This window comes from Actinosynnema sp. NPDC004786 (genome assembly GCF_053601135.1).
Genome location: NZ_JBSGBG010000047.1, coordinates 1 through 12,667, shown reverse-complemented (window position 1 = coordinate 12,667; position 12,667 = coordinate 1). Strand labels below are relative to the sequence as shown.

The 12,667-nt window shown below is 72.2% G+C and carries 10 protein-coding genes; 4 read left to right on the top strand and 6 right to left on the bottom strand.

Going from position 1 to position 12,667, the window contains the following annotated elements; translation table 11 throughout:
- The first annotated feature begins 227 nt into the window (after nt 1-227).
- Nucleotides 228-1,280 (top strand): lytic polysaccharide monooxygenase auxiliary activity family 9 protein, encoded by a 1,053-nt coding sequence (locus ACWEFJ_RS31770; RefSeq protein WP_449715996.1) that lies wholly within the window; start codon nt 228-230, stop codon nt 1,278-1,280.
- A gap of 101 nt (nt 1,281-1,381) precedes the next feature.
- On the opposite strand, the gene ACWEFJ_RS31765 is transcribed toward ACWEFJ_RS31770, so the two are convergent.
- Complete coding sequence (locus tag ACWEFJ_RS31765; RefSeq protein WP_378097827.1) at nt 1,382-1,651, bottom strand: helix-turn-helix transcriptional regulator; 270 nt, start codon at nt 1,649-1,651, stop codon at nt 1,382-1,384.
- Between the two features lie 82 nt (nt 1,652-1,733).
- On the opposite strand from ACWEFJ_RS31765, the gene map reads away from it, so the two are divergent.
- Entirely contained in the window at nt 1,734-2,504 is a 771-nt protein-coding gene (gene map, locus ACWEFJ_RS31760; protein WP_378097830.1) for a type I methionyl aminopeptidase, read from the top strand.
- A 56-nt stretch (nt 2,505-2,560) separates the two neighbouring features.
- Here the strand turns inward: map and ACWEFJ_RS31755 are convergent, their stop codons facing one another.
- From ACWEFJ_RS31755 to ACWEFJ_RS31735, 5 genes are read right to left on the bottom strand one after another with little or no spacing between them, the layout of a single operon-like run.
- Complete coding sequence (locus ACWEFJ_RS31755; protein ID WP_449715995.1) at nt 2,561-5,164, bottom strand: hypothetical protein; 2,604 nt, start codon at nt 5,162-5,164, stop codon at nt 2,561-2,563.
- 31 nt (nt 5,165-5,195) lie between these two features.
- Nucleotides 5,196-6,542: an ABC transporter substrate-binding protein gene (locus tag ACWEFJ_RS31750; RefSeq protein ID WP_449715994.1), complete on the bottom strand. Its 1,347-nt coding sequence runs from the start codon at nt 6,540-6,542 to the stop codon at nt 5,196-5,198.
- 34 nt (nt 6,543-6,576) lie between these two features.
- The gene (locus ACWEFJ_RS31745; protein ID WP_449715993.1) at nt 6,577-7,467 is read right to left on the bottom strand and encodes a carbohydrate ABC transporter permease; all 891 of its coding nucleotides are present in this window, start codon (nt 7,465-7,467) and stop codon (nt 6,577-6,579) included.
- 10 nt (nt 7,468-7,477) lie between these two features.
- Nucleotides 7,478-8,368, bottom strand: coding sequence for a carbohydrate ABC transporter permease (locus tag ACWEFJ_RS31740; protein ID WP_449715992.1), 891 nt, complete (start codon nt 8,366-8,368; stop codon nt 7,478-7,480).
- Nucleotides 8,365-10,539 carry an alpha-galactosidase gene (locus ACWEFJ_RS31735; RefSeq protein WP_449715991.1) on the bottom strand — a complete coding sequence of 725 codons (2,175 nt, stop codon included), beginning with the start codon at nt 10,537-10,539 and terminating at the stop codon, nt 8,365-8,367. Before ACWEFJ_RS31735 ends, ACWEFJ_RS31740 begins: the two co-directional genes overlap by 4 nt.
- A gap of 170 nt (nt 10,540-10,709) precedes the next feature.
- On the opposite strand from ACWEFJ_RS31735, the gene ACWEFJ_RS31730 reads away from it, so the two are divergent.
- A complete protein-coding gene (locus ACWEFJ_RS31730) occupies nt 10,710-11,738 on the top strand; it encodes a LacI family DNA-binding transcriptional regulator (protein WP_378097384.1) in 1,029 nt (342 codons plus the stop codon).
- A 189-nt stretch (nt 11,739-11,927) separates the two neighbouring features.
- On the top strand, nt 11,928-12,667 hold a 740-nt coding region (locus ACWEFJ_RS31725), incomplete at its 3' end, for a glycoside hydrolase family 27 protein (RefSeq protein ID WP_449715990.1).

The following is a 12,667-nucleotide window of genomic DNA, read 5'->3' as shown; positions in this document are numbered from 1 at the left end:
GATGCCGAGCCGGTGGCGTCCTCCCAACACTGACCACCGCTGGGAGCGCTCCCAGAGCGGCCCGGCAGCCCCTCGCGGTCCGTTCGACCGCGGCAAGGAGTCCGAGCGGTACCGGTTCCCACCGCAGTGCGGAGCCGTCGAAGTCCACGTCGTCGATCAACGAAGATTTGGCGGTACACATGCTTCACTCTGGGAGCGCTCCCAACCAGCCGCGAGCAGCGCTGTCCGTGCGGGTGCCGTCGCGCCCCGGCGCGCTGTGGCGGGCTGCGGCGGCACTCGGCGCGTGCCTGGCGCTGTTGACCACCCTCCTGGTGACGCTGAGCGCGGGCACCGCGTCCGCGCACGGCTCGGTCAGCGACCCGCCCGCGCGCCAGTACGCCTGCTACCACCGGTGGCCGAACGGCCCCACGCAGCAGATGGCCACCGAAGACCCCATGTGCTACAAGGCTTGGCAGGCCGACGCGTCCGCGATGTACAACTGGAACGGCCTGTTCCGCGAGGGCGTCGCCGGCAACCACCAGGCCGCGATCCCGGACGGCCAGCTGTGCAGCGCGGGCCTGGCGCACAACGGGCGCTACGCCGCGTTCGACGAGCCGGGCAACTGGAAGACCGTCGACCGGCCGAGCCGGTTCACGCTGAACCTGCACGACCAGTCGTCGCACGGCGCGGACTACATGCGGGTCTACGCCACCCGGCAGGGCTTCGACCCCAAGACCCAGAAGCTCAAGTGGAGCGACCTGGAACTGGTCGGGCAGACCGGCCGGATCGCCACCGGCACCACCACGCCGGTCGAGGTCAACGCGCCCGGCCGCACCGGCCACCACGTCCTCTACACGGTCTGGCAGGCCAGCCACCTCGACCAGTCCTACTACTTCTGCAGCGACGTCAACTTCACCGACGGCGGGCAGACCACCACCACGACCACGCCCACCAGCACCACCACCACGACGACGACCACGACCACCACCACCACCGACGTCCCGGCACGCGGCTGCTCGGCGACGCTGCGCACCACCTCGCAGTGGAACGGCGGCTTCCAGGCCGAGGTCCGCGTGACCGCCGGGTCCGCCGCCATCACCGGCTGGGCGGTGACCTGGACGTTCGCCAACGGCGAGCGGATCAACTCGATCTGGAGCGCCGCCGCGACCACGAGCGGGACGTCCGTCACCGCGCGCAACGTCGGCTACAACGGCTCACTGGCCGCCGGGGCGAGCACCACGTTCGGCTTCGTCGCCTCCGGCACGCTCGGCACCCCGACGCTGAGCTGCACCGCGTCCTGACCGCGGACCGGCCGGCCGCCCGCCACGGGCGGCCGGCGGTCGTCGGGAGTCCGCTTCCAGCGACACAGCCGTGGCCGGCCGACAGGCGGCACAGGCCCTGGTCAGGAGGCCGCTTCCAGCGGCAGGCCGGTGCCGCGCCAGGTCGCCGCCAACTCCTCGATCGGCACGTCGAGCGCCTCGCCGAGGCAGACGATCGTGCCGAACCCGGGCGACGGCAGCCGTCCGGTCTCGATCTTGCGCAGCGTCTCCGGCGACACGCCGGCCGCCCGCGCCACCTCCGCCAGGTCACGCCCCGCTCGCGCGCGGCGCAGCAGCGCGCCGAGACGCCTGCCGGCTTCGACCTGCTCGGGCGTGAGGGGTTGGCGGACCATGCGCCCAGGATAAGGTTGGTATTACTATACCGACAAGTGCTAGCGTTTCGGTATTACTATACCGATGGGACGCGAGGTACTCGTGATCGAGCTGAAGACGCCTGCGGAGATCGAACGCATGCACGTCGCCGGGCGCTTCGTGGCCGAGGCGCTCGCCGAGGTCGCCCGCCTCGCCGAGGTGGGCGTCAACCTGCTGGACCTGGAGCACCACGTGCGCGGCATGATCGCGCGGCGCGGCGCGGAGTCCTGCTACTGGGACTACGCGCCGTCGTTCGGGCGCGGCCCGTTCCGCAACGTCATCTGCCTGTCCGTCAACGACGCCGTGCTGCACGGCCTGCCGCACGACTACGTGCTGCGCGACGGCGACGTGCTCAGCGCCGACCTCGCGGTCGGCATCGACGGCTGGGTGGCCGACTCGGCGCGCACCTTCGTCGTCGGCACGCCCGCCGAGGAGGACCTGCGGATCATCCGGGCCACCGAGGAGGCGTTGGAGGCGGCCATCGCGGTCGCGCGGCCGGGCAACCGCCTGGGCGACATCTCGGCGGCCATCTGGTCCGTCGCCCGCGACCACGGCTACCCGGTCAACACCGAGTTCGGCGGCCACGGCATCGGCCGCACGATGCACGAGGACCTCCACGTCTCCAACAAGGGCCGGCCCGGCCGGGGTCTCGTGCTGCGGCCGGGCCTGACCCTCGCGCTCGAACCGTGGTTCACCCGCACGACCGACCGGATCGTCTACGACGACGACGGCTGGACGATCCGCTCGGCCGACGGCTCGCGCACGGCGCACTCCGAGCACACGATCGCCATCACGGACGACGAACCTCTCGTGCTCACCCGGCACGAGGCGTAGAGCCGGACAGGCGGGTGCCCCGGCCGGGTTCGCGCCCGGCCGGGACACCGCGTCGGTCAGCCCCGCGAGGTCACCGCCTTCCCGGCGACGAGCGGGGCGAGCTGGACCCAGTCCACGTTCGGGCCCCAGCCGCCGGCGTTGCCGAAGGTGAGGTCGCCGTCGTCGGTGACCAGGTCGAGCGGCGAGGTCTCGGGCCAGAAGCCGTCCCAGGTGTAGTTGTGCCGGTACGGCGCGCGGGTCGTGCCGCCGCCGGCCTCGGTGGCGTCGAGGTACCGGGTGATCGCGTCGGTGTTGTACGGGTGCCCGGTGTTCTTCTCCGCCTGCGCGTAGGCGACGGTCAGGTTGTACTGGCCCGCCCCGCGAACGCCCTCGGGCCGCGGCACGGTGAGCGTGCCGCCGTTGCCCAGCCACCCGACGTAGCTGCCGCCGGAGGCCCACGGGCCCGTCGCCGTCGCCGCTCCCCCGCCGAGCCGCCCGGTCTCCGCCTCGACGCGGACCGCACGCCGGTCGGCGTCCTGGGCGCGCACCTGGTCGAGCGTGCCGACGACCAGGGGGCTCCGGCCCTCGTTGGACAGCACGACCTCGGTGATCCCGGCCTTGAGGTGCACCGTCGCGCGGCCGGTCCACGCGCCCGCCCGGTCGGCGGTCAGGTCGCCGCCGGCGACGCGGCGGCCGGACAGGGTCAGGCCCAGTGCGCTGTGGCCGGTGCCGAACCAGGTGGTGGACAACGCGTAGTAGCCGTCCTCCGCGGCGGACACGTAGGCGGTCACGGCGTCACCGGGGCGCAGGACCACGGCGTTCGGCACGAGCGCCCGCAGGGCCCGGACCCCGCGGTCGACCGAACCACCGGTGCGGCGCGCGTCGGCCAACGGGTAGCTCGCCTTCTCCGGACCGGTGACCTCGGTGAGGTCGATGCGGTCCAGCGCGATGTCGGCCGGGCGGCCGAGGAACCCGGTGGGGTCGCTGGTGCGCAGGGAAATGCGGTGCCGGCCGGCGGCGAGCTGGACCGGCGTGTCGAGCCTGCCCCGGTACTGCCAGTTCAGCGTGGCCGGGAAGGTCAGCGTGGTGACGTGGGCGTCGTCCACGTAGAGGGCCTGCCTGCCGACGAACCCGTTGGTGCCGTACAGGACGCCCAGCCGGTACGTCCCGGTGCGCGGCACGTCCACCTCGACGGTGACCCGCGAGCCGGCGTTGTTCATGTAGCCGACGTCCTTGCCGCCGGACGTGGTGTACCGCCAACCCGACGGGTCCGACTGGTCGACCACGGAGGCGTTCTCCACCAGGCCGGACTCGGCTTCGTGGCGGGAGGTCCAGGGCGCGTCGGCGACCGGGGCCGGGGCGAGGCCGGCCGGGGTGACGATCACCTGGTAGGCGGCGAGGGGGTCGCCGCCGGGCACCTTGACGGTGAGCTCGCCGTCGGAGACCCGGACGCGGGAGGCCGCGACGACCGGTGGCTGCCCGGCGTCGCCCTCGTAGCCGGACCAGGTGGTCTTGGACACGCGCACGTCGACGTGACCGCCGAACAACCGCCGGTCCAGACCGGTGACGGCGACGTCCACCGGGTTGGCCGTGCCGCCGAGCAGCACGGTCGCCTTCGCGTCGGCGCGGTCCAGCGTCGCCAGGCCCTGCAACGTGTCCCGGGTGCTGGGGCGGGGCGCGGTGACGCGGACGGTGTCGCCGGACAGGTCGGCGTACCACTTGGTGAGCCACCAGCCGCCGTTGGCGCGGCCCGTGCGCACGGCCTGGTCGCTGAGGTTGCCGGCGAGCGACCAGTACGCCATCTGCCCGTCGACCTTGGTGTCCTCCAGCATGGTGATCCACTGGATCAGCTGACCGGGCACGGAGGTGTCGCGGCGGTTGGTGTACTCGGTGATGTTGATCGGGAGCGGTCCGATGCCCAGGGACTTCTCGAGGGCCCGGTAGTCCTCGTAGTGGGCGCGGTAGTGGTTCAGGGAGTCCGGGCTCAGCTCGTGCCAGGTGACGATGTCGGGCAGCACGTCGTTCGCCTTGGCGTAGGCGAGGAAGTCGCGCAGCCTGCCCGGGTTGTAGCTCGCCTCGCCGGGCCCGTCGATGCGCGCGGTGGGCAGCACCGACCTGACGGTCCGGTAGACCTTGGTCCAGTCGGCGAGGAACTTGTCCTTCTTGGTGGCCCAGTCGCCGTACCAGATCCAGTCGGGCTCGTTGAAGATCGTCCACACGAACCGGTCGCGGTCCGGTCGCGCGGCCACCTTCTCCAGCTGGGGCCGCAGCCGGGCGATGTAGTCGTCGATGCCCAGGTCCTGGTAGGGCCAGGCGCTGTAGATGTCCTGGGAGTTGATGAAGACGTCCGCGCCGCCGGCGGCGAAGAGGTCGTCGGCCACCACGAGGGCGTCGCCGTTGGGGTGCTGTTCGCCGTCCGGCGGCTTCTGGGCGATGGTGCGGGGCTTCATGCCGGCGATGAGGTCGCGCGACGGCACGCCGGGGTCGCCCAGGCCGTAGAGGATGCCGGTCGCGCCGCCGCGGAACGCCCCGGTGGGGGCGGCGAGGTCCACGCGCAGGGTCTCGGCGGCGGGTTCGGTCCGGGCGGCGGCGGTCGGGGTCGTCGGCGACAGGGTCGCCAGCAGCAGCGCGGCGGCTACCGCGCCGATCGGGAGTCGGGGTCTTGCCGGTCGGTGTCGCATCGTCGCTCCACAGGGTTACCGGGGTGGGTGGTTACCGGAACAGCGCGTTGACCTGCTCGTTGGCCTGGGTCAACGAGGACGGGTCGGCTTGGAAGGCCAGCACCGCGTCGATGGCCGGGCCCATGACGGCGGAGATCTCGGGGGCGTGGTCGGTGATCGGGAACAGGTGCGTCGCGCCCTCCTCCAGCGGCCGGGTGAACGCGGTGATGTCCACGCCCTTGGCCGCGAACCGCTCCTTGGCCACGGCCAGGGCCTCGGGCAGCGCCGGGAACACGACGGCGTGCTCGCCCACGGCCTTCTGGCACTCGGCGGAGGCCAGGTGCCTGACCCACTTCCAGGCGCCCTCGCGGTTGTCGGTGCCCGTGTAGATCGAGTCGGCCAGGCCGTTGAAGATGGTGGCGCGCTTGCCGGACGGGCCGGTCGGGGTCGGCGCGACGCCGACCTCGACGCCGTCGTAGCCGAAGTAGCTGTTGATCATCCACGAACCGTTCGTGCTCAGCGCGTACTTGCCCGCGCCGAAGCCGTCGTTGACGCTCGTGCCGGAGCGCGCGGTGGCCAGGCTGGGCAGGTAGCCCTTGTCGATCAGGCCGCGGAACCAGGCCATGGTCTGCTGGAAGCGGGGGTCGTCGTAGTTGAAGCGGCTGCCCCACGGGTTCTCGTCGGTGTAGGTCCAGCCGGTGCTCAGCGCGTACATGCTCCACATCTGCTGGCCCACGCCCGCGACGTTGTTCTCGTCCAGGCCCAGCCCGTGCACCGCCACCTTCGACTTGTCGAAGCCGGGCTCGTCGCCGCGCACCCCGTTGGCGTCCACGGTGAGCCGCGCGATGAGCTTCTCGTAGGTGCCGCCGTCCTGCGGGTTCCAGGTGAGGTTGGCCAGGTCGGCCTCGGCGACGCCGGCGTCGGCGAGCATCTTCTTGTTGTAGAACAGGGCGACGGTGTCGAAGTCCTTGGGCAGGCCGTAGCGCTTGCCGTCCCGGGTGGTCCACAGGTCGGCCAGGCCGTTGGGGTAGACGTCGGTGGGCACGCCGTCGCGGGCCACGAACTCGTCGAGCGGCAGGAGCTGGTCCTTGGCCGCGTAGGTCGGGAAGTAGTTGAGATGGTTGGTGAACACATCCGGCGCGGTGCCCGCCACGAGGTCCGTGGTCAGCTTGTTCCAGTAGTCGGCCCACCCGAACTGCTCGATCTTCACGGTGGTGCCGGGGTTGGCCTGCTGGAACGACGTGGCGCACGCCTGGTAGGCGGGCAGCTGGTTGGCGTCCCACAGCCAGTAGGTGATCTCGTCGGAGCCGCTGCCCCCACCCGGCGCGCCCGCGCAGCCCGCGAGCGCCAACGAGACGGCGGCGGCCAGGGCGGCCGGCTTGGACAACTTGTTGTGCACGGTGAACTCCTTTGTCCCACCCGTGTCCGGACGGCTACTTGATGCCGGAGAACTGGATGGAGTCGACGATCCGGCGCCCGAAGGCGGCGAACAGCGCGATGACCGGCAGCGCCGCGAGCAGGGTGGCGGCCATGAGGCCGGCCCAGTCGGGGCTGCCCTGCGGTGTCTGCGAGCGGAAGACGCCCAGCGCCACCGTGAGGACGCGCACGCCCTCACCCTGGCCGACCAGCAGCGGCCAGAAGTACTCGTTCCACGCGGTGATGTAGGCCAGCAGCGCCACCGTGGCCAGCGGCGCCCGGCTCATCGGCAGCACGATCCGGAAGAAGATCCTCGGGTGCCCGGCCCCGTCGATGCGCGCGGCCTCCTCGACCTCGCGGCTCAGGCCGAGCAGGAACTGGCGCATGAAGAACACCGCGAACGGGGTCATGAAGAAGAACGGCAGCACGACCGCCGCGTAGGTGTTGAGCAGCTTGAGGTCGCGCATCAGCACGAAGTTGGGCAGCGCGGTGAAGATCGGCGGGATCATCAGCGCGGTCAGGAAGACGAAGAACACCGCTTCCCGCCCGCGCCAGCGCAACCGCGCGAACGCGTACGCGGCCATCGAGCTGAACAGCACCTGCCCGGCGGTGATGACCGTCGAGGTGAGCACCGAGTTCAGCAGGTAGCGCCAGAAGTCGATCGACGCGCCGGAACCGCCCTGGGCGCGGGCCTCCGCGAGCGACGCCAGGCCCAGCACGCGCTCGTACGCGCCCAACGTGAACCCGGCGGGCAGCAGCGAGTCGGCGTTGGCGGCCAGCGCCCGGTTGTCCGACAGCGACACGCGCAGCATCCAGTAGAACGGGAACAGCGTGATCAGCACCAGCAGGGCCAGCACCGCCCAGCCGAGCGCCCGCCGCCACCGCGGGCCGATCGTCGTCGAGGTCATCACGGCTCCTTCAGTCCAGGTCCGAGCTGCCCGCGCGCAGCAGGCGCAGCTGCGCCACCGCCAGGCCCGCGAGGATCAGGAACAGCACGACCGACAGCGCGGCCGCGTAGCCGAAGTCGAACTGCTGGAACGCCTTCTCGTAGATGTAGAAGTAGATGACGCGGGTGGCGTCGACCGGGCCGCCGCGGGTGGTGACGGCGACGGTGTCGAAGATCTGGAACGACCCGATCACCGTCAGCACGAGCACCATCGCGAGCACGGGCCGCAGCAGCGGCAACGTGACGCTGCGGAACACCCGCCACTCCGACGCGCCGTCGATGGCCGCGGCCTCGTACACCGACTTGGGGATGGCCTGGAGCCCTGCGAAGAGCAGCAGCGCGGTGTAGCCCATGTGGCGCCACACGTTGACCAGCGCGATGGTCGGGATGGCCGTGGAGGTCTCGCCGAAGAACGCCACCGGGTCGATCCCGACCCACGACAGCATCGCGTTCACGATGCCGAGCTGGGCGTCGAGCATGGTGTACCAGACCAGCGCCACCACCACGTTCGCGATCAGGTACGGCAGCAGCAACAGTCCCCGCACCAGCGAGGATTTCGTCAACCGGTGCATCAGGACCGCGATGAGCAGCGCCACGACGGTCTGCACGCCGATGTTGATCACCACGTACTCGGCGGTGACCAGCAGCGCGTTGCCGAACTTCGGGTCGCTCAGCGCGTCGCGGTAGTTCTGCGCCCCGACCCAGTTCGGCGTGGCCAGCAGGCTGTAGTCGGTGAAGCTCAGGTAGAACGTCTGCAGCGCGGGCCACGCGTAGAACAGCGCGAAGCCGAAGCCCGCGGGCAGCAGGAACAGCACGGCCGCCCGCAGGTCGCCGCGGCGTCGGACCGGGTGGGCGGCGGTCATGCGCGCTCCTCCCGCACCAGGTGCAGCAGCAGGGCCTGCTCGGGGTGCAGCGGCGGGGCCTGCACCCCCACCTCGGCCAGTTCCCGACCGGACAGGCGGACGCCGGTGGCCAGCCAGGGCACCTGGACCAGGGCGGTGGAGGGCGGCAGGCCGCCGTGGTCCACCGGACGGACGTGGTAGCGGACGTCGGGTGGCAGGCCGGGCACCGCGACCCGACCCGGCGAGGTGGTCGTCCCCGAGGCGATCGCGACCACGGCGAACAACGCCTGCGCGTCGTCGTCGGCCACCACGCCGTGCACCAGGACGGCCGGGTCGGGGGAGTCCGCCCGCACCACCCGGCCGCGGTGCAACCAGCCGCGGACCTCCTTGTAGAACGCCACCCAGCGCGCCAGCTCGGCCAGCTCGGCCTCGTCGGCGGCGGCCAGGTCCCACTCGATGCCCAGGTGGCCGAACAGCGCGGTGGCCGCCCGGAACGCCAAGCCGTGCCGCCTGCCCGTGGTGTGCGACCGGTCGGCGCCGACGTGCGCGCCCACCAGCTCGGGCGGCAGCAGCAGGCCGGTCCAGCGCTGGATGCCCTGGCGCTCCAGGGCGTCGATGCAGTCGCTGGCCCACACCCGGTCGGTGCGCTCCAGGATGCCCAGGTCCACCCGCGACCCGCCGGACGAGCACGACTCGACCTCCAGGCCGGGGTGGCGGCGTCGCAGCTCGTCCAACAGCCGGTAGACGGCCAGCGTCTGGGCGTGCACGGCGGCGCGGCCGGTGCGCGAGTCGCCCGCGTCGACCAGGTCCCGGTTGTGGTCCCACTTGAGGTAGGCCAGCCGGTACTCGTCGACCAGGGCGTCGAGGCGCGCGAGCACGTGCTCCCACGCCTCGCGGCGGGTCAGGTCGAGCACGTACTGCCCGCGCACCAGCGGCGGGCGGCGACCGCCGGTGGCCAGCACCCAGTCCGGGTGCGCCCGCAGCAGGTCCGAGTCCGCGCTGACCATCTCCGGTTCCACCCACAGGCCGAACTCCAGGCCCAGCGACCGGACGTGGTCCGCCAGCGGGTGCAGGCCGTCCGGCCAGACCTGCTCGTCCACGTGCCAGTCCCCCAGGCCGGCGGTGTCGTCGCGCCTGCCCCGGAACCAGCCGTCGTCCAGCACGAACAGCTCCGCGCCGACCGCCGCGCCCCGGTCGGCCAGGTCGCGCAGCCGGTCCAGGTCGTGGTCGAAGTACACGGCCTCCCAGGTGTTGAGCACCACGCGCCGCGGGCCGGCCGGGTGGTGCGGCCGGGAGCGCAGGTGCCGGTGGAAGCGGGCGGACAGCTCGTCCAGGCCGTCGCCGCACGAGCCGAACACCTCGGGCGTCGTGTAGGTCTCCCCCGGCCCCAACCGGACCTCGCCGTCCAGCAGCAGTTCGCCGCCGCCGAGCACGGCCTCCCCCGTGGGCACGCGCTCGGCGTAGGTGCGGTGGTTGCCGCTCCACGCGACGTGCACGCCCCACACCCGGCCCCGGCGGAACCCGAAGCCGCTCTCCCCCGCCACCAGGACCAGCGTGGCGTCCGACCCGGTCCGGCCGCGCCGGCCGTCGCGCACGTGCGCCTCCACGCCGAACGGCCTGCGCTGCGGCGTGCGCTCGCGGCCCCAGCGCCCGGTGAGGTCGAGCAGTTCGTTCGCGCGGGCGGGCACGGGGAGCGTGAGCGCCAACCCGTTCAGGGTGTAGGGGGTGTCGCCGGTGTTGCGCACGGTGGCCCGCATCCGCACCAGGCCAGCCGGGGTCAGCCCGATCTCCAGGTCGAGCGCGAGCCCGGCCTCCGCGTCGGCCGCGGCGACCAGGCACGTGCCACCGCTCTCCGCGACCCGTTCGACGGTGAACAGCGGCGACCAGTCGCGCCCGTCGCGGTGGCCGCGCAGGCCGGGCAGGCCGGGCCAGGCCGTCGCGTGCTCCGGCACCACCGCCACGGCGCTCGGGACGTCGGTCGCGTTGGGCACCACGGCCGGCGCGGACGCCGCCGCGACCGCGTCCGGATCCGCCCCGGGACCGAGATCGGCGCCCCAGTGCAGGACGTGCGGCAGCCGGGAGTCCTTGCAGCGCAACACCAGGCTCACGCCCCCGGCTCGCAGGTGGACGATCCGGTCGGCGGCATCGGGGTGGTCGGCGGCCGGCGCGGTGACCGGTGGCGCGGTGGACACACAGCCCTCCAGGGGGTTGGCATCACATTGAACGTTCCATGGACGATGTCAGCGGCACCCCGACGCGGTCAACGGCGACCGCGGTAACGAGTCGGCAACATTGATCGTTCAATGTGTCGAGCCCGTCACGTAGGGTGAAAGATGGCGGGTGACGACAGGAGGGCGGACCGGTGTCCCGAGGCGGTGCTGATCAGGAGAGGCGGCGCGTCGGCATCGTGGACGTGGCCGCCGCCGCGGGCGTCTCGCGGCAGACCGTGTCCAACGTCCTCAACGGGCGGGACGAGTACTACTCGACCGCCACGTACGAGAAGGTCACCAGCGCCATGCGGGCGCTGGGCTACCAGCCGAACCGGGCCGCGCAGACGTTGCGCTCGCGCCGCACCAACCAGCTCGGCTACCACATCTTCGGCGAGCAGCTCGACCGCGCGCAGGGCTTCACCCTGCACTTCCTGCAGTCCCTGGTGAAGGCCGCCTCCGACGTCGACCACCAGGTCCTGGTGTTCACCCACCGCCGGGACGACCCGTTGGGCGTGTTCAAGGACCTCGTCGCCCGGCACGCCGTGGACGCGATCATCCTGTCGGAGTCGACCGTCGAGGACGAGCGGGCCCGCTTCCTGGCCGACAGCCGCATCCCGTTCGCCTGCTTCGGCCGCCTCGCGCCCGACCTGCCGCAGCGCTGGGTGGACGTCGACAACGCGGCCGGCATGCGCGAGATCGTGGACCTGCTCGTCACCGAGGGCCACCGGCGGTTCGCCTACCTCGGGGCCGACGGCGACCAGTACTGGAAGCTCGACCGGCTCGACGGGGTCGTGCGGCGCCTGGCCCACCACGGCATCCGCCTGCCCAAGACCTCGGTGTTCCGCGGCCCCGACAGCGGCGTCCGCCGCCGCGCGCGGCAACTGCTGACCGGCAAGAACCCGCCGAGCGCGATCGTGACCGGCAGCGACGCGGTCGCCGCGGTCGTGGTCAACGTCGCGCACTCGCTCGGGCTCAGGGTGGGCGACGACGTGGCGATCACGGGTTTCGACGGCGGCGCGGTCGGCCTGGTCACCGAGCCCACGCTGACCGGCGCCCGCATCCCCGTCGAGCGCATCTCGCACGAACTCGTCGCCCGCTGCCTGCGCCAGGTCGAGCACGGTCACGACGACGAGCCCGGCCTGCTCCTGCCCACCGACCTCGTGCGGGGCGGCAGCGCCTGACCGGCGGCCCGGTCGGCTTCGGCCCAAGCCTGGACACCGCCGGGCGCGCTCTCTAATGTAACGTTCAATGTCCACCTGATCACCCGGCGCACCGGTCGAGTCGCCCGACCGGTCGGCAGTGGTTGTTAGCGCTAACAGAACACCGCAGACCTCCTGCCCGCACCGGGCGACGAGAGTCAAGGAGAGGCAATGACGCCCACTCGACCGCGGAGGCGACTCCTGCACCTGCTCACGGCCGCCGCCGCCCTGGCGGCCGTGGTGACCACCGCGCCGCCCGCCCCGGACACCGCCGCGGCCGCTCCCGGCAGCCCCGCGCTGACGCCCCCGATGGGGTGGAACTCGTGGAACTCGTTCGGCTGCAACATCAACGAGGGCCTGATCCGCCAGGCGGCGGACGCGATGGTGTCCTCGGGGATGCGGGACGCGGGGTACCAGTACGTGGTGGTGGACGACTGCTGGTACGAGCCGGAGCGCGACGGCGCGGGCAACCTGCGCGCGCACGCCGGCCGGTTCCCGAGCGGCATGAAGGCGCTGGGCGACTACATCCACGCCCGGGGCCTCAAGTTCGGCATCTACATGGCCCCGACCGACCGCACCTGCGCGCAGCGGGTCGGCACCTACCCCGGCTCGACCGGCAGCGGGGGCCGCGAGGCGCAGGACGCCCGGACGTTCGCGTCCTGGGGCGTGGACTACCTGAAGTACGACTGGTGCAACCCCTGGGGCACGCGCGACGAGCAGGTCGCCCGGTTCACCGCCATGCGCGACGCGTTGCGGGCCACCGGCCGGCCGATCGTCTACAGCATCAACCCCAACAGCCTGCACGCCATCACCGGCGACAAGTACAACTGGGGTGAGGTCGCCGATCTGTGGCGGACGACCGAGGACTTGTTGGACATCTGGCAGAACGGGAACGTCAACAGTTACCCGAT